This window comes from Delftia sp. Cs1-4, assembly GCF_000214395.1.
Taxonomy (GTDB): Bacteria; Pseudomonadota; Gammaproteobacteria; order Burkholderiales; family Burkholderiaceae_C; genus Comamonas; species Comamonas acidovorans.
Map to the genome: position 1 here is coordinate 4123236 of NC_015563.1, position 17363 is coordinate 4140598.

The following is a 17363-nucleotide window of genomic DNA, read 5'->3' on the forward strand; positions in this document are numbered from 1 at the left end:
GAATCTTAGAAATCAAAGGGCGAATTTGGACTAAGAATTTTCTTAATACTGAAACCTCTTGCACGCCGCCTCTCCAAAGAGCGATTTCAAGCATCGATCCGCCATCGGAAAATCGTCAAATCTCTTTGAAAATGCCATTATTCCTGTCACTTTAAGAAAATTCTTAAACCAATATTCCGATGCCCTGGAGATCATTGCCGGATTGATTCATCGACGAAGGCTGCTCCGTTTCTGACCACCCCTGTGATATTGCACACAGACTTCGCGCATGCAGAATGCCAGCGCTATTTCACGTCCTGTATTGCGCAATATCCAGGATGCGTTTCGGCAGCCTCTTTCAGGGAAAGTAAAAATGGCAATGAGGATATACAGGCAACGATTCACTACCAGGCCGGCAAGCAGGCCGCTGCGCCTGCTCGCCCTGGCGTTGCTCTTGCAAGGCTGTGTCGCCACGGCCCATGCATGGACCGTCGTGGTGGACAGCGCCGCCGACGCAAGCGGCCCGTGCGCCAGCACTGGCCTGGGACCCTGCTCCCTGCGCGACGCCATCACCTACGCCAACGCCAACCGCAACAAAGGGGGCGACAACCGCATCGAGTTCAGCATCGGTGCGGGGGGAGAGCAGACCATCGTCACCCAAAGCAACTGGAATGGCAGGCTCATGCAGCCCATTGCACCGGCCACATCGCTCACGGTGGACGCCAGCACGCAACCCGGCTATGAGGACCACTTGCCACGCCGCCCCCTGATCACGCTGCAGGCAGGCAGCTCCGAGTTCGGTATAGGACTTGAGCTGGCAGGCGCCATCACGGTGCGCGGTCTGGCGATAGGCGGCTTCAGCACGGCCCTGACGGTGACAGGCGACGGCAACACCGTGCTGGGCTGCCATATAGGCGTTGACGCATCGGGAACGGTCGCCATGGGCAATCGCAGCAACATTATTGTCAACTCCGGCAACCGCAACCGCATCGGTAATCTGGATATTGGCGGACGAAATGTCATTTCCGCGGCGGAAAATTCCGGAATATGGCTTTCCTGGCCGGGCGTCGGTACAGGAAACATCATTCAGGGAAATTACATAGGCACCGATATCACCGGCAATGTGGCCCTGGGAAACCAGGGAAATGGCATCAGCGTGGCATCCGAATTTACCGACACGCTGATCGACAGCAACCTCGTCTCCGGCAATGTCAGGGAAACCGGTGGTTCATCCGGGATTTCCATTTCCGGCTCGCACACGCTGGTGACCCGCAACCGTGTCGGGACCAATGCAGCCGGTACGGCCATGATTGCCAACAATGGGCCAGGCATTGCCGTATTTTTTTCGCCGAAAGGCGGACATCGCATTGGCACAGGCCCTGAAGACGGCAACCTGGTTGCCGGAAACAAGGAAACGGCCATTGAATTGAATGGAAACTACGCCGCACGCAACTCGAATACCCTGATTGCCGGGAATATCGTGGGAACCAGCCTGGATGCCAGCACCATGCTGCCCAATCAATGGGGCATCGTCATCAAGGATTCGGACGAGGTGACCGTGCGCGGAAACATCGTCGGTGGCAGCAAGGCGTCCGGCATACAGTTCCAGGGCGCCGGCAAGAACAACCTCGTGCAGGGCAACTACGTGGGCGTCAGTCCCCAGGGAACCGCCCTGCCCAATGGGGAAGGCGTTTCCTTTTTCCAGAAGGCCCATGACACCCTGGTCGGCGGTGACGACGCGGCACATGCCAACGTGATTGCGCACAACAGGCTGTTCGGCGTGGGATTGCGGGGGGACGAAGTCAAGGGCGTCTCCATGCTCGGCAATGCCATCTACGGCAATACCGAGGGAGGCATCGCACGAACCAGCCTGGCCAACGGAGATCCTGCCGATCCGGTGCTGCTCACGGTGACGCCCGACGGCCTGTCCGGCACGCTGGACAGCGTCGCCAACGAGAGCATGCGCATCGAGTATTTCTCGACGCCCAGGCTGCCCGACGGGCTGGTGGAGCGCGCCGCCGGCAAGGTTCTGCTGGGCTCGCAGACCGTCACCACCGATGCCTCCGGCCATGCGCCCTTGGCGTTCAAGGGCGCCATGCCCCCGGGCGACCAGGCCGCTGTCACGGCGACCGCCACCCGGATTTCCACCGGCGACACCTCACGCTTTTCCAACGCAATGGCGGCCAACGCCGCCCCCGTGGCGCTGCCGCAAGCCGTCACGACGCCGCAGGATACGGCGCTGTCCATCACCCTTGCCGGCACGGACTTCGAGTCGGACCCGTTGCGCTTCGAGATCACCACCGGCCCCGCCCATGGCGGCATCAGCGGCTTCGATCCCCAGACGGGCACGCTGGTCTACACGCCGGCGGCCGGCTACTCCGGGCCCGATACCTTCGCCTTCACGGTATCCGACGGGCACCAGAGCGCTGCCGCACCGGCATCCGTGTCCATCGAGGTGGTCGCTGCCGATCCTCCCGATCCGGGCCCGGGCACCGATCCCGATCCAGATCCCGACCCCGGTCCGGGCACGGACCCAGGGCCCGGTCCCGGCCCCGGAAATGTCCAGGCCGTTCCCGGCCTGGGCAAGGGCGGCATGCTGGCGCTGCTGTGCTGCATGGCCTATCTGGCCAGCCGCAGGATGAGGAAAAGGCAGGCCTGAGCCTGCAGCGGGCGCAGAGGTCCCCGCAAAATCGTCAGGCCGGCAGCCAGCGTAGCCAGCTCGGCCGCCAGGTCAGCGTGAAGGCAATGGCCAGGGCGGCGGCGGCCAGCGTCATGATCCAGACCAGGGAGGCCATGGAGGCATGGTCCACCGCCAGGCACAGGCCCAGCGAGGCGGCCAGGCCTGAGGCGCCCAGCCAGCGCAGCAGCCTGACCTTGCCATCGGGCTGGGGCATGTCGCCGTGCACCTGCTCCCAGTGCACGTCCTTGGCCAGCGCAAACCAGCCCATGCCGGCCAGCGAGGCCGCAAAGGCGGCGGCCAGCAGCAGTGCGTCCATCAGTCCCTCAGACATGGGCCACCTCCGCGGCGCGCGAGGGCATGGCGGGCACGGCGCGCGTCTTGAGCTTGCGCGCCACCACCACGGCCAGCACGGCGCTGGCCAGCATGAACAGGTCCACGCCGGCCACCGGCCAGTAGCCCGCGCCCAGGGTCTTGAACAGGTGGTCGCCCGTGGTCAGCCAGTTCAGCAGCACGGCCGTGACGGCCATGGCGGCCACGGCCCAGCACTGCTCGCGCCATGCGGGGTTGGGCAGGCCCCGGGCCACGGGGGCGCTGCGCACAAAGGCATGCGCCATGGCCAGCAGCCAGGCGGCCCAGAAGAAATAGCGCTCCATGTCGCCCCGGCCCGGCCAGCCCTGGGGCATGGCCTCGGGCAGCAGGCGATTGGAAATCAGCATGCCCAGGGCGGCCACCAGCATGCCGGTGACGGTGGTGACGGCCAGGGCATCGACCACGCGCGCGCCCTGCACGCCTTGCTTGGCGTGCTGCTTCTTGCGCTTTTCCACGAAGAAGACGAAGCCGGTGGCAATACAGGCGCAGCCGGCCAGGCCTCCGAGCACGTACAGCCAGCGCAGCAACCAGTGGCGGAAGTGCTGCAGGTGCAGGCCGGTGAGGAAGGTGTTGAGGCTGTCCACGGCCGTGCGCGGCGGGTCTTCGCGCAGCAGCGCGCCGGTGCTGGCCTTGAAGTGGATGCCCTCGCCCGTGAGCGCGATGCGGTCGGTGCCGGCGCGGTAGACGCTGACGTAGCCATTGGCATCGCCCACATGGGTGACGGACAGGAAACCCACGTCGCCGGCCATGCCCTTGGCGGCCCAGCGGCGCTGCGCCTCGGCCACCATGGCGTCCACCGAGGCCACGGGCGCGGCCACGCCGGCGCGGTCGTGCGGCAGGCCGGTTTCCTCGGCCTCCATTTTTTCGTGCAGCTCGTGCAGCGGCTCCAGCTGGGTGTGGGTGATGGGGAAGTAGATGCCCGCAAAGATCACCAGCCCCGTGAAGGCGAAGAAGAAGTGGAAGGGCAGTGCCACCACGCCCGTCATGTTGTGCAGGTCCAGCACGCTGCGCTGGGTGGCCTTCTTCGGACGGAAGGTGAACAGCTCGCGGAAGATCTTGCGGTGCATGACCACGCCGCTGACCAGGGCCACCAGCATGATGAGTGCGGCAAAGCCCACGATCCAGTAGCCAAGGCCCATCCAGTTGAGCGTCAGGCTGTAGTGCAGCGGGTAGAAGAACTGGCTGCCGATCTTGAGGTGGTCGTCCGGCAGGGACTCGCCATTGCGCGGGTCGATGGTGCGCATGGCCCAGATCAGGGTCTCGGGCTTCTTGGCGTTGGCCACCTCGTAGCCGGCGAACAGGCCCAGCACCGGGTCGCGGTGCGTGGTGTAGGCGCCCCAGCGCTGGGGCGTGTCGAAGCGCTCGGGCAGCGGGCCGTTGACCTCGCCGCGCATGGCCTCGCGCGCCTGGGCGTTGGGCTGCATGGACTCGAAGACCGGCTTGAGGATCTGGTCGTACGAGGGCATGGGCGTGGGCTCGAAGCGCGAAGCCGGAATGGCCCAGCGGTCGATCTCGCGGTCGAACACCGACAGCGCGCCAAAGAAGAACGCGGCCATGAGCACGAAGCCGAGCACCAGCCCGAACCAGGTGTGCAGCCAGGCCATGGAAAGGCGGAAATTCTGGAACATGGGAAGCGATCTCCGGATCAGGGCAGCAGCATCTGCTGGAGCAGTGATGCGCAGCCGGTCATGACAATGCCGCCACCGGCCAGCACGGCCCAGACGCGCGGGAGGCTCTGCGCCGCAAAGGCCCAGAGGAACACCGTCAGAAACACCAGGAAGCCGAGGATGTAGCCCAGATGCTCGGCATCGTGGAACTCCATTCCGGCGGCAAACATCAGCACCACGCCCAGGGCGATGAAGCCCCAGGTGAAGGCATAGCCGCCGAAGACGGCAGCCGCAATGCGAACCAAAATAGTTTTCATTTACACAGAAAAATACAGTTGTGCACCAAGTTCTCGGGGCGCATTATCCCCGAGGGTTGTTAAAACCTGTAATCGGCTGTGGTCTGTGGCGCCTGTCTATCTGCGTGGCGGCTCTAGGCAGCCTGGCCCGCCGCCTGCGCCTTGGCCTGCGGCGCAGAAGGCTTGAGCGTGGGCGGCGCGAACTGGAAGGTGTGGGCGCTGGCGCCCGGCCAGTAGAGCTTGAACACGTTGTGCTGCTTGTCCAGCGGCCCCAGCAGCGCGCCGGGCTCCACGCGCAGGACCAGGTTGGCCAGCTGCCGCACCTCGGTGTCGGAGATGCGCCGCACGATGTGGTGGGCCGTGATGTCGCAGGGGTGCTCCAGGCCCGCAGCCTGCACCAGTTCCTGCAGCGCATGCAGGGTCTTGTCGTGGAAGTTGGCCACGCGCGTGGCCTTGTCGGGCACGACCAGGGCCTTCTGGCGCGCCGCGTCCTGCGTGGCCACGCCCGTGGGGCAGTGGCCGGTGTGGCAGTTCTGCGCCTGGATGCAGCCCAGGGCCATCATGAAGCCGCGCCCGGCGTTGCACCAGTCGGCGCCCAGCGCCATCATGCGCGCGATGTCGAAGGCCGTGATCACCTTGCCGGCCGCGCCGATCTTGATGCGGTGGCGCAGGCCCACGCCGATCAGCGTGTTGTGCACCAGCAGCAGCCCTTCCTGCAGCGGCACGCCCACGTGGTCGGTGAACTCCACCGGCGCCGCGCCCGTGCCGCCCTCGGCGCCATCGACCACGATGAAGTCGGGCGTGATGTCCGTCTCCTGCATGGCCTTGACGATGGCGAACCACTCCCAGGGATGGCCCACGCAGAACTTGAAGCCCGTGGGCTTGCCGCCCGACTTCTCGCGCAGGCGGGCGATGAAATGCATCATCTCCACCGGTGTCTTGAAGGCGCTGTGGCTGGACGGGCTGATGCAGTCCACGCCCACGGGCACGCCGCGCGCGGCGGCGATCTCGGGGGTGACCTTGGCGCCGAGCAGCATGCCGCCGTGGCCGGGCTTGGCGCCCTGGCTGAGCTTGATCTCGATGAGCTTGACCTGCGGGTCGGTGGCGTTGGCGATGAATTTTTCTTCGTTGAAGCTGCCATCGTCGTTGCGGCAGCCGAAGTAGCCCGAGGCCACCTCCCAGATCAGGTCGCCGCCGTGCACGCGGTGGTGCTGGCTGATGGAGCCCTCGCCCGTGTCGTGCGCAAAGCCGCCCATCTTCGCGCCCTTGTTCAGCGCCAGGATGGCATTGGCCGACAGCGCGCCAAAGCTCATGGCCGAGATGTTGAAGATGCTGGCGCTGTAGGGCTGGGTGCAGGGCGAGGCGCCTTCATCGGCGCAGCCGATGGTGATGCGGAAGTCATGCGAGGCCAGCCTGGTGGGCTGCATGGAATGGTTCACCCATTCATAGCCCTGGGCCGTGACATTGAGCTGCGTGCCCAAGGGGCGGCTGTCCGGGTCGCCCTTGGCGCGCTGGTAGACCAGGGAGCGCTGGGCGCGCGAGAACGGCAGCGCCTCATGGTCGGACTCGATGAAGTACTGGCGCATCTCGGGCCGGATGAACTCCAGCAGAAACCGCAGGTGGCCGATGATGGGGTAGTTGCGCAGCACCGAATGGCGCACCTGGGTCATGTCGCGCACTCCCAGCAGCGCCAGCGCGGCGCACACGCCAAAGCCCAGCCACCACCACAGCCCTCCCCACACCAGCGCCGCCACCAGCAGCCCCGCGCTGCCGACCAGGCTCAGGCAGAACGTGGTGTAGCGCAGCGGCACCCATGCGGGCAGGCGATGAACCGGGGAGGCAGACGTTGACATGGCGTGGGTCCTTGGGGGCGTGTTGACGATCTTGTGCATGCCGCGCCGTCGAGGGCGCGCTGTGCACAAGGGTAACGCAGCGACGCCGCGAATTCCCCGGCATGGCCGGCATCCTGGGCCGGAGCCGCCGACACACCTCAATTGACAGCAGGAATCCCCATGGCGTTGAGCGTGGGCGTCGTCATCGTGCCGGTTCTCTGCAGCCCCTTGAGGTCCTGGAAGTAGCGCAGAGCCGTGCGCGTTCCCTCGTTCATTACCCCGTCAATCGGCCCGTCATAGAGACCAAGGTTCTTGAGTTTGATCTGCACCCTCATGATCTGAAGCCGCAGCTTCTCGGGGTGCGTCAATTCCTCGCGTGACGACGCTGCCCCGGTAGTGCCTGGATAGGTCTGTGGTGCTTTGCTGGCGCCCGGAGTGTCCACCAGATGATTGGAAGTGGTGCCTGAGGATGGCGCATAGCGAGAAGGAGCGGGTGCCGAGTAAGCCGGTGCAGGCACAGGGCTGGGCGCCACATACGCCGGAGCCCGGTAGCTGGAGCTGCTGCCGCCAGAGCCTGAGTAGTGCGAACTGTGGCTTGAATGGGAACGATGGCTTGAATGCGAGCGGTGGCCCGCAAAGAGATTGTCCATTTCCCTGTTCAATGGGCGCAGCGGAACAGCGCCAGGGCCTTCCAGAGGCTCCAGCTCAACCGCCGTTGCAGGCGCGGCCGACAGGCTCTTGGTTGCCAGCAGCGGCAGTCCCGCGACGAACAGCGAGATGTTGCGGATAAATTTGCTCATGCGGTTACCTCGATAGCGTCCAACGCCTTCAGCGGCGCTGGCTTCCAGCCTTTCTCATGCCATGCAAACAGACCCGCGCAGCGGGACTTCACTGCGCATTCCGTGCACTCCGGGGCATATACGTTCTTCCAGTCGGAGATGCTGCGATGCGCGAGCGGCCACAGCGGCCTTGGCAAGACACAGAGCGGCAAATTCATGAACAGTTGGGGGACGCCATGCCGGCGAAGCACACGCGACGATTGCTCAAGGGTTGCGCCCCAATCGCTTAGATCCACTTCGCACAGCTGTCGATTGGCCAACGCAAAACCTGTCGGCTCGCAGCCCATCCATGCCAGTTCATTCACGAACGGCAGGTTGCGACCGATGAAGCCTGCCAACTCGGGAAGGATCTCCAGCACGGGCTCTATCAGTACGGTTCGCAACTGCACCTGTTGTCCATGGTCTTGAAGCGCCAGCAGGCCCGCGATTGTTTCGTCGAATGCGCCAGGAGACTGCACCACGAAATCATGGACAAAGTCCGCGTGCCCATAGAGTGGAATCAACCAGCGCACGGTCGTGTCCAGGCCGTCCAGGATGCTCGCTGCGGTTTGTGCATTGCTGAACAAGCGTCCATTGGTCAGGACTTCCACGCGCGTTTCGGGCAAATGGGCAGCAATGGCATCCAGAACACGCCTAAGGCCATGGCCCAGCAGCAGCGGCTCCCCTCCCGTCAGTCCCAGCACCCTTGGGGCGCGGCGCAAATGGCGGATGGCGTCAATCGCCTCATCCACCAGCCAGCTGTCATCCGCTGTTGTCGGCGGCTGCGAGCACATGAGACAGTAGCTGTTGCAGCGGTTGGTCATGAACAGCGCATGGTGCGAGTCTGCCTCTCTCAACAGCACCACAAGCTCGGCTCTGCTGGCATGCGGGACCACGACATCTCCGGCCTGCAGATCGCAGGCCTGCACCCAGCAAAGATTGGACAGGCCTGACTTTCCCAAGTCATCCACGCAGCGTCGCTCCTGCTCCGACTGCACAAGGACGAGAAAGCGCAAATGCGGCAACCACTGTGCCGCCACATCCTTGAAGCTCACCACCCGGTGCACCACAGGCTCGCAGCCCGGCTGCAGCAATGCCTTTATCCGGCGCATCAGGCCGCCCCCTCGCCGACAGGCTGCGCCCAGCGGTGCAGCAGATCCTGGCATGGCTCATCGGCGCCATGCAAAAGCCTGAACATGGCGTCGAACAAACCCATGTGACGCTGGCAATGCTCGGTGTCCTCGGCCGGCACCAACAACTTGCCGAACTGCGCCTGTGCGTCCACAGGATTGGGCGCACAGAACATGCTGTAGGCGCATTCGCGGCACGCCGCCATTGCCTGTGTCTGGCTGGATTCGACAAGGCTGCGCCGCACCTCGGTCTCCAGCAATGCGCTCATTGGCGTGCCTATGCGCCCCATGCGCAACGATGTATCGCCAGTCTCTGCAAGCATGCGCGCCTCATCGCTGGGATAGACATGGCCGTCATAGTTGTAGACCAGCACACTGCTGCCTGCGCCTGTGGGACTCTGCAGATCGACGTAACCTGCGTCGAAGGTGGAAAGAATCTTGTTGAGCAGGATGCTGGCATACACCTCCCTGATCTCGACTCCTTGCGCGTTCCAATGCAGAACGCGCGACAGGCCTTGTTGATAGAAGCGGAAGAACTCGCCCACGGAGTAGCCCAGCAAGGCCTGATTGCGCTTGGCAAAGCCATAGCTGCTCAATGGCCGCAGGAAAATCTCCTTGAAACCCAGCCGCACGTACTCGTCAACAATGGCATCGGCGTGTGCCAGCGATGCCTTGGTCGTGGTCATCAATGCGGATACTGAATCAGGCCCGATCAACCGTCTTGCCATCGCCACCCCGGCAAGCGTGCGCGCATGGGCGTTGCGCCCAGGAATTGGCCGATTGCGGTTGTGAATGCCAGGAGGCCCGTCGATGCTGGTGGAAAGGTATACGCCGTGCGTCTTGAAAAATTCACACATCGCCGGATCCAGCTGGTGCAGCGTCGAAGCGATGACAAACCGGATCTGGCGCCCCTCGGATGCATTGCGCTGATGGATGCGCACGATTGCGCGCTGGACCAGATCGAAACGCAGCAGAGGATCACCCCCCTGAAACTCCACGGTCAGGACACGGGAAGGACTTTCAAATACGGTGTCGCAGGCTGCATCCAGGTCAGGCACCGACATGGTGTGGCCCTGATCGTCCAGAGCGCGGCTGACTTGGCAATAGCGGCACGAGTGAGCGCATTGCAGCGTGGGAACAATGATGTGCAGGGCGGGCCCGCTGGAAACCGTCTCGCGCTTGGCTGCCCTGCGCGAAGCCAACAGCCTGCGCATACCCTTTGCGGACTCGTTGCTGCCCAGCAAAAATCGGGCCCGCAACTCGGCTTGGCGGCGCAAGGGCAGCGTTGATGGCCTTTGGTTAAATTGCTCGAATTCCGCTGCCGAGAAGAATGCATGGTCACCGCTATCTGCCGTAGCCACGATCACATCATCGGACAGGCGCCGGCTGCGAAACGCGAGGACTTGAGGTGCATATACTGCACCGTATGTGCCGCTATGGGACATGGCAAATTCGCATGCACGATGCATGCTGTGCATTGGTGCTTGCCAATGACCAAAACCTTGAATTGATGCTCATCGCCACGGCGTCTCCTTGTCAGTTTCTTTTTTCACACCATGAATAAACATTTTGCAACATCCAGGTGCAAGAGGTTTTTTCTCAGGAATTGGCAACGCAATGGATTGCGTATTGCCCGATTCCCATTCATGGATTGCGAAACTGTCAGAGACCTTGATCTGCCATGTGCTGGCCTCCGGTTTCCCGGACGCAATGGCCCATCAGACAGCGCGTGGCTTTGCCGCAGGCAGCACGAACCGGAAGCTCGCCCCCTGCCCCGGCTGGTCCACCAGTTCGATGCGGCAGCCGTGCAGCTCCAGCATGCGGTGGACGATGCGCAGGCCCAGGCCGCCGCCGCGGCGGGCGCCGCCCACGGTGAAGGGGCGCTCGAACAGGCCTTCGCGCAGATCGGCCGAGATGCCGGGGCCGGTGTCGGCCACGGTGACTTCGACCGCGTTGCCCGCTGCCGCCAGCGCCACCTGGATGCTGCCGCCGCCGGGCGTGTGGCGCAGCGCGTTGTCCAGCAGGTTGCCCAGCACGCGCTCGATCATGCCCAGGTCGGCCTGGACGACGGGCAGGCGGGGCGGGAAGTCGGCCCGCAGCGCCACCTGGCGCGCCTCGGCACGCAGCTCGAATTTCTGGAACACGTCCTGCACCAGGTCGGGCATGGAAAACGGCTCCGGCTCGGGCTGGACAAAGCCGTATTCCAGGCGCGCCAGCTCGAACAGGCTTTGCGCCAGCTCGCCCACCTTCTGGCTCTGGGCCAGGGCAATGCCCAGGTAGCGGCGGCGTTCGGTGGCGTCGAGCACGGCGTCCTTGAGCAGCAGCGTTTCCAGGTAGCCGTGCAGGGACGACAGCGGCGTGCGCAGGTCGTGCGAGACGTTGGCGATGAGTTCGCGCCGCTCCTGGTCCTGGCGCGTGAGCGCCCGCCACTGCTCGCCGATGCGCGCCACCATGCGGCGGTAGGCCGAGTCCAGCACGGCGATCTCGTCACGGCTGTCCTGTGCGGCGCCGGGCTGGGGGGCCGGCAGGTCCGGGGGCGCGCCATGGATGTCGAAACCGGCCACCTCTTCGGTGAGCCGGCGCAGCGGCCGCGTGATCAGCGCAAAGGCCACCAGGCCCGCCACCAGGCACAGCAGCGCCACCATGCCGATGGACCACAGCGCCGTGCTGAGCACCGAGTTGGCCGAGCCCTGCGCCACCAGCTGGTCATGCGCCTCGCCCTGCAGCACCACGTAGATGAAGCCCACGTCCTTGCCGTTGACGCGCAGCGGCGCCGCGCTGAAGACCTTGCGGCCTTCGACGCTGCGCGGGTCGTCGCCCAGGATGGGCAGGGTGCCGCCTTCCAGCAGCCGGTGCACGGGCGCCAGGTCCACGCGCTCGCGGCGCACGCGGCCGTCGGGGGCGGCATGGCCGGCAATGCGGCCGTCGGCGTCCAGCAGGTAGACCTCCACGCTGGGGTTGACCAGCATGAGCTGGTTGAAGAAGCTGCGCACGGCGCCGGGCATGAGGCCGTTGGCGTCGGTCAGCTGGGCATCGCGCGCAATGCTTTCGGCCACGTCGCGCGACAGGCCCTGCACCACTTCCAGCTCGTGCATGCGGCTGGCGCGCAGCTGCATCCAGGCCGAGGTGCCGCTGCACACCAGCAGCAGCACGGCAAAGACCAGGGACAGGCGCTGGGTCAGTGTCAGGCGCAGCTTCATGTCAGGCGCCCTCCCCCGCCTCGGCGAACTTGTAGCCGCGCCCCCAGACGGTGAGGATGCGCGCGGGCTGGGCCGGGTCGGCCTCGATCTTGGCGCGCAGGCGGTTGATGTGGGTGTTGACGGTGTGCTCGTAGCCTTCGTGCTGGTAGCCCCAGACGGCGTTGAGCAGGTCCATGCGCGAGAACACCTTGCCGGGCTGGCGCGCAAAGAAGTACAGCAGGTCGAACTCGCGCGGGGTCAGGTCCAGCCGGGCACCATGAAGCCGGGCATCGCGCGCCACGGGGTCCATGGCCAGGCCGGCGATGGTCAGGCTGCCGGACTCCAGCCGGGCATTCTGGGCCAGCGCCTCCACGCGGCGCAGCAGCGCCTTGACGCGCGCCACCAGTTCCAGCACGGAAAACGGCTTGGCCAGGTAGTCGTCGGCGCCGATCTCCAGGCCCAGGATGCGCTGCACCTCGCTGGAGCGCGCGCTGATGATGATGATGGGCGTGTAGCGCGCCATGGCGCGGGCGCGGCGGCAGATCTCCAGACCGTCCACGCCGGGCAGCATGATGTCCAGCACCAGCGCGTCCCAGCCGCCGCGCTCCAGTTGGCGCAGGCCGTCGTCGCCACGCGCGCAGTGCATGACTTCCAGGCCTTCGTCGCGCAGGTGCAGCGTGAGCAGGTCGGCGATATGGGCGTCGTCCTCGACGAGAAGTACGCGGCGCGTGGCGGTCATCGGATGCGGTTTCCTGGAAGTGGCGGGAGTGGCTGCCATTGTGCGCAATACCGGGGCCGGGAGTTATCACGAATCTTTGAACTCTGCGTGAAGACTTCGGGAGGCCGCCGCCCTAACCTGACTGGCATCGCATCGTTTTCAGACGCAAAGAACCTTCAGGAGCACACCATGACCACCAGACGCCATCTTCTGTGGACTGCAGGCGCCGGCACCACCGCCGTGCTGGCGGCCAGCCTGTTCCCGCGCCGCGCACCGGCCGCCGCCTCCAGCGAAATCTTCGAGGTGAGCTACAGCGACGCCGAGTGGCGTGCCCGGCTCACGCCCGAGCAGTACCAGATCCTGCGCAAGGAAGGCACAGAGCGCGCCGGCACCAGCCCCCTGAACAAGGAGCACCGCGCCGGCACCTTTGCCTGCGCGGGCTGCGCGCTGCCGCTGTTCTCGTCCAAGACCAAGTTCGACAGCGGCACGGGCTGGCCCAGCTTCTGGCAGCCGCTGGACAAGGCCGTGGCCACGCGCCAGGACCGCACCTACGGCATGCTGCGCACCGAGGTGCATTGCCGCCGCTGCGGCGGCCACCTGGGTCATGTCTTCGACGACGGCCCCAAGCCCACGGGCCTGCGCTACTGCATGAACGGCCTGTCGCTGACGTTCACGCCCCAGCCTGCCTGAACCCGGGAGCCACGCCATGCTGCTAATCGTCCTGGCCTATCTGGGCGGGGTGCTGACCATCGTCAGCCCCTGCATCCTGCCGGTGCTGCCCTTCGTTTTTGCACGCGCCGACCAGCCCTTCGCCAAAAGCGGCCTGCCGCTGCTGGCGGGCATGGCGCTGACCTTCGCGCTGGTGGCCTCGCTGGCCGCCGTGGGCGGCGGCTGGGTGGTGGCCGCCAATGAATACGGCCGCTGGCTGGCCCTGGGCCTGGTCGCCGTGTTTGCGCTGACCCTGCTGTGGCCCGGCCTGTCCGAGCGGCTGACGCGGCCGCTGGTGGCGGCGGGCTCGCGCCTTTCCGAGCGTGCCCAGGGCACGGACGGCGGCGCCCGCCCCGGCGCCTCGCTGCTGCTGGGCGTGGCCACGGGCCTGCTGTGGGCGCCCTGCGCCGGCCCCATCCTGGGCCTGATCCTCACGGGCGCCGCACTGCAGGGCGCCAACACCACCTCCAGCCTGCTGCTGCTGGCCTATGCGGCCGGTGCGGCCACCTCCATGGCGGCGGCCCTGCTGCTGGGCGGCAAGGTGTTTGCGGCGCTCAAGCGCATGCTGGGCGCGGGCGAATGGGTGCGGCGCGGGCTGGGCGCGGCCATGCTGGCCGGTGTGGGCGCGATTGCGCTGGGGCTGGACACGGGCGTGCTGGCGCAAGTGTCCACGGCCTCCACCGGCGGCCTGGAGCAAAGGCTGGTGGACCGCCTGAGCGGCAGGCCCGAGGGTGGCGCCATGGCCATGCAGGCAGGTCCCGCAATGATGGCCGCCGTGGACAGGGGTGAGGGTGCTGGCCCGGCCATGATGGCCGCAGGCGGCGCCATGCGCATGGCCGGTGGCCCGTCCCGCGCCGCCCTGCCCGACGAAGGGCTGGCCCCTGCGCTGGACGGCGCCACCGACTGGCTCAACTCCACCCCGCTGACGGCCGAACAACTGCGCGGCAAGGTGGTGCTGGTGGATTTCTGGACCTATTCCTGCATCAACTGCCTGCGCACCCTGCCCTATGTGAAGGCCTGGGCCGAGAAATACCGCGACCAGGGCCTGGTGGTGGTGGGCGTGCATGCGCCGGAGTTCGCCTTCGAACGCAAGCTGTCCAACGTGGAAAAGGCCATCAAGGACCTGGGCATCAGCTACCCCGTGGCCGTGGACAACGGCTACAAGATCTGGCGCGCCTTCAACAACCAGTACTGGCCGGCGCACTACTTCATCGATGCCCAGGGCCGCATCCGGCACCACCACTTTGGCGAGGGCGGCTATGCCGAGTCCGAGCGCGTGATCCAGCAACTGCTGCAGGAAGCCGGATCGAAGCAGGTGGACCAGGGCCTGATCGACGTGCAGGCCAAGGGCGTGCAGCAGGCAGCCGACATGGCAGCCGTGCGCTCGCACGAGACCTACCTGGGCTATGAGCGCGCCGAGCAATTTGCTGCCACGCCTGCCGCCGTGCACAACCAGGCCACCGCCTATGCCACGCCCGAGCGCCTGCCGCTGAACGCCTGGGGCCTGAGCGGCCAATGGACGGTGGGCCCGGAAAGCGCCACGCTGGACGGCGCCACCGGTCGCATCACCTACCGCTTCCAGGCACGCGACCTGCACCTGGTGCTGGGCCCCGGCAGCGATGGCAAGCCCGTGCGCTTCAAGGTGCTGATCGACGGCAAGGCGCCCGGCGCCTCGCGCGGCATGGACGTGGCCGCCGACGGCAGCGGCAGCGTGACCGAGCAGCGCCTGTACCAGCTGGTGCGCCAGGACGGCGGCGCAGCCGAGCGCACCTTCAGCATCGAATTCCTGGACCCCGGCATCTCCGCCTATGCCTTCACCTTTGGCTGATCCCTGGCCACTTCACTTTCACCGGAGAGACACCATGACCAACGATTCCACCCTCGCCACCGCACCCCGCCGCCGAGGCCTTCTCCAACTGCTGACCGGCAGCGCCGTGCTGCTGGGCGGCGCCCTGCTGTGGCAGGGCAGCAACCTGCAGGCGGCCGAGCAGGCCGTGCGCATTCCACCACCCGCGCAGGATGCGACCGCCACGGGCCAGGGGCCGCAGAAAGCCATCTTTGCGGGCGGCTGCTTCTGGGGCGTGCAAGGCGTGTTCCAGCACGTCAAGGGCGTGCAGCGCGCCGTCTCGGGCTACAGCGGCGGCACGGCGGCCCAGGCCTCGTATTCGGCGGTGAGCAGCGGACGCACCGGGCATGCGGAGTCGGTCGAGGTCACCTATGACCCGGCCCAGGTCAGCTACGGGCAGCTGCTGCAGATCTACTTTTCCGTGGCCCATGACCCGACCCAGCTCAACCGCCAGGGGCCGGACACGGGCACGCAGTACCGCTCGGCCATCTTCGCCACCGACGCCGCCCAGCTCAAGACCGCCCAGGCCTATGTGGCCCAGCTGGACGCGGCCAAGGTCTTCGGCAAGCCCATCGTGACCCGGCTGGAGGACAAGCCCAGCTTCTTCCCGGCCGAGAACTACCACCAGGACTTCATGACGGAGAACCCGCGCCACCCCTACATCGTCATCAACGACCTGCCCAAGGTGGAGCAGCTCAAGCAGCTGTTCCCGGGCAGCTACCGCGCCGAACCGGTGCTGGTCAAGCAGGCCGCCCGGCAGATGTAGCGTCTGCGGTGCGGGTGCGGTCCAGGTGCCTGCAGGCGTCGGCGGTGGCTGCCGTATGAGACATTTGCGGCATGCCTCCCAGTTCGCTTGATGCACCCGCTGCCCCCCTCCCGCCCACCCGCGCCGAAGCCCTGCGCTACTGGCTGAAGCTGGGCTGCATCAGCTTTGGCGGGCCGGCCGGGCAGATCGCCATCATGCATGAGGACCTGGTGGAGCGGCGGCGCTGGATCTCTGAGGGGCGCTTCCTGCATGCGCTCAACTACTGCATGCTGCTGCCCGGCCCCGAGGCGCAGCAGCTGGCCACCTACATCGGCTGGCTGCTGCACCGCACCTGGGGCGGCATCGTGGCCGGCGGGCTGTTCGTGCTGCCTTCGCTGCTGCTGCTCATCGCCCTGTCCTGGATCTATGTGGCCTTCGGCCATGTGCCGGCCATTGCCGGCATCTTCTACGGCATCAAGCCGGCCGTGACGGCGCTGGTGGTGCAGGCGGCCTGGCGCGTGGGCTCGCGCACCCTGCGCAACGGCTGGCTGTGGGGCATTGCCGCGGCGGCCTTCGTGGCCATCTTCGCGCTGAAGCTGCCGTTTCCGCTGATCGTGCTGGCGGCCGGCGCACTGGGCTACCTGGGGGGCAGGCTGGCGCCGCGCCACTTCTCCCCTGCGGGCGGGCACGGCCCGCGCGGGGGCAGCCACGGCCCGGCCGTCATCGACGATGACACGCCCACACCGGCCCATGCACGGTTCCGCTGGCGCTTTTTCAGCCAGGTGCTGGCGGCCAGCCTGGGGCTGTGGGCGCTGTCGCTGGGCCTGCTGGCCGCCGCCTTCGGCTGGCAGGGCGCGCTCACCCAGATGGGCTGGTTCTTCACCAAGGCGGCACTGCTGACCTTTGGCGGCGCCTACGCCGTGCTGCCCTACCTCTACCAGGGCGCGGTGGACCACTACCACTGGCTCAGTGCCGCGCAGATGATGGACGGGCTGGCCCTGGGCGAGACCACGCCGGGGCCGCTGATCATGGTGGTGTCCTTCGTGGGCTTCCTGGGCGGCTGGAGCACGCAGGTGTTCGGCCCCGATGCGCTGCTGCCTGCCGGCGCCGCCGCCGCCCTGGTCGTGACCTTCTTCACCTTTTTGCCGTCCTTTGCCTTCATCCTGCTGGGCGGCCCCTTCATCGAGTCCACCCATGGCAGGCTGGGCTTCACCGCGCCGCTGACGGGCATCACGGCCGCCGTGGTGGGCGTCATCGCCAACCTGGCCGTGTTCTTTGCCTGGCACGTGCTGTGGCCCCAGGGCTGGGCGGGTCCCTTCGACTGGCCGTCCGCACTGCTGGGCCTGGCTGCGGCGGCCGCGCTGCTGCGCTGGAAGGTGGGCGTGATCCCCGTGGTGGTCGGCGCGGGGCTGGCCGGCCTGGCGATCACGCTGGCGCGCCAGGGTGGGTAGAAAGG

At 66.3% G+C, this 17363-nt stretch carries 14 protein-coding genes; 5 read left to right on the plus strand and 9 right to left on the minus strand.

Annotation, left to right across the window (positions count from 1 at the left end):
- The first annotated feature begins 268 nt into the window (after positions 1-268).
- Entirely contained in the window at positions 269-2638 is a 2370-nt protein-coding gene (locus DELCS14_RS17980) for an Ig-like domain-containing protein (RefSeq protein ID WP_228676788.1), read from the plus strand.
- Positions 2639-2672: 34 nt separating this feature from the next.
- On the opposite strand, the gene DELCS14_RS17985 is transcribed toward DELCS14_RS17980, so the two are convergent.
- The 9 genes from DELCS14_RS17985 to DELCS14_RS18025 all read right to left on the minus strand — a co-directional run bounded on the left by DELCS14_RS17985 (position 2673) and on the right by DELCS14_RS18025 (position 12629).
- Positions 2673-2990, minus strand: a complete 318-nt coding sequence (locus DELCS14_RS17985; protein WP_013802942.1) for a DUF3325 domain-containing protein — start codon at positions 2988-2990, stop codon at positions 2673-2675.
- Positions 2983-4656: a PepSY-associated TM helix domain-containing protein gene (locus DELCS14_RS17990; protein WP_013802943.1), complete on the minus strand. Its 1674-nt coding sequence runs from the start codon at positions 4654-4656 to the stop codon at positions 2983-2985. Before DELCS14_RS17990 ends, DELCS14_RS17985 begins: the two co-directional genes overlap by 8 nt.
- A 17-nt stretch (positions 4657-4673) precedes the next feature.
- Positions 4674-4952 carry a hypothetical protein gene (locus DELCS14_RS17995; protein ID WP_013802944.1) on the minus strand — a complete coding sequence of 93 codons (279 nt, stop codon included), beginning with the start codon at positions 4950-4952 and terminating at the stop codon, positions 4674-4676.
- Between the two features lie 113 nt (positions 4953-5065).
- Positions 5066-6784, minus strand: a complete 1719-nt coding sequence (locus tag DELCS14_RS18000; RefSeq protein WP_013802945.1) for an FMN-binding glutamate synthase family protein — start codon at positions 6782-6784, stop codon at positions 5066-5068.
- Between the two features lie 137 nt (positions 6785-6921).
- On the minus strand, positions 6922-7563 hold the full coding sequence (gene hxsA / locus DELCS14_RS30100) for a His-Xaa-Ser repeat protein HxsA (protein WP_013802946.1): 642 nt from the start codon (positions 7561-7563) through the stop codon (positions 6922-6924).
- The gene (gene hxsC, locus DELCS14_RS18010; RefSeq protein WP_013802947.1) at positions 7560-8693 is read right to left on the minus strand and encodes a His-Xaa-Ser system radical SAM maturase HxsC; all 1134 of its coding nucleotides are present in this window, start codon (positions 8691-8693) and stop codon (positions 7560-7562) included. The genes hxsA and hxsC overlap by 4 nt, the downstream gene beginning before the upstream one ends.
- Positions 8693-10156: a His-Xaa-Ser system radical SAM maturase HxsB gene (hxsB, locus tag DELCS14_RS18015; protein WP_013802948.1), complete on the minus strand. Its 1464-nt coding sequence runs from the start codon at positions 10154-10156 to the stop codon at positions 8693-8695. The genes hxsC and hxsB overlap by 1 nt, the downstream gene beginning before the upstream one ends.
- Positions 10157-10429: 273 nt before the next feature.
- The gene (locus tag DELCS14_RS18020; RefSeq protein ID WP_013802949.1) at positions 10430-11911 is read right to left on the minus strand and encodes a HAMP domain-containing sensor histidine kinase; all 1482 of its coding nucleotides are present in this window, start codon (positions 11909-11911) and stop codon (positions 10430-10432) included.
- 1 nt (position 11912) lies between these two features.
- Positions 11913-12629, minus strand: a complete 717-nt coding sequence (locus tag DELCS14_RS18025; protein WP_012204915.1) for a response regulator transcription factor — start codon at positions 12627-12629, stop codon at positions 11913-11915.
- A 168-nt stretch (positions 12630-12797) separates the two neighbouring features.
- Here DELCS14_RS18025 and msrB point away from each other — a divergent pair, with 168 nt between their 5' ends.
- From msrB to chrA, 4 genes are all read left to right on the plus strand, one after another.
- Positions 12798-13298: a peptide-methionine (R)-S-oxide reductase MsrB gene (gene msrB, locus DELCS14_RS18030; protein WP_013802950.1), complete on the plus strand. Its 501-nt coding sequence runs from the start codon at positions 12798-12800 to the stop codon at positions 13296-13298.
- Positions 13299-13314: 16 nt separating this feature from the next.
- Positions 13315-15144, plus strand: a complete 1830-nt coding sequence (locus DELCS14_RS18035; RefSeq protein WP_013802951.1) for a cytochrome c biogenesis protein DipZ — start codon at positions 13315-13317, stop codon at positions 15142-15144.
- Between the two features lie 34 nt (positions 15145-15178).
- A complete protein-coding gene (gene msrA / locus DELCS14_RS18040) occupies positions 15179-15928 on the plus strand; it encodes a peptide-methionine (S)-S-oxide reductase MsrA (protein ID WP_013802952.1) in 750 nt (249 codons plus the stop codon).
- A 71-nt stretch (positions 15929-15999) separates the two neighbouring features.
- Positions 16000-17358 carry a chromate efflux transporter gene (gene chrA / locus DELCS14_RS18045; protein WP_013802953.1) on the plus strand — a complete coding sequence of 453 codons (1359 nt, stop codon included), beginning with the start codon at positions 16000-16002 and terminating at the stop codon, positions 17356-17358.
- Positions 17359-17363 lie beyond the last annotated feature (5 nt).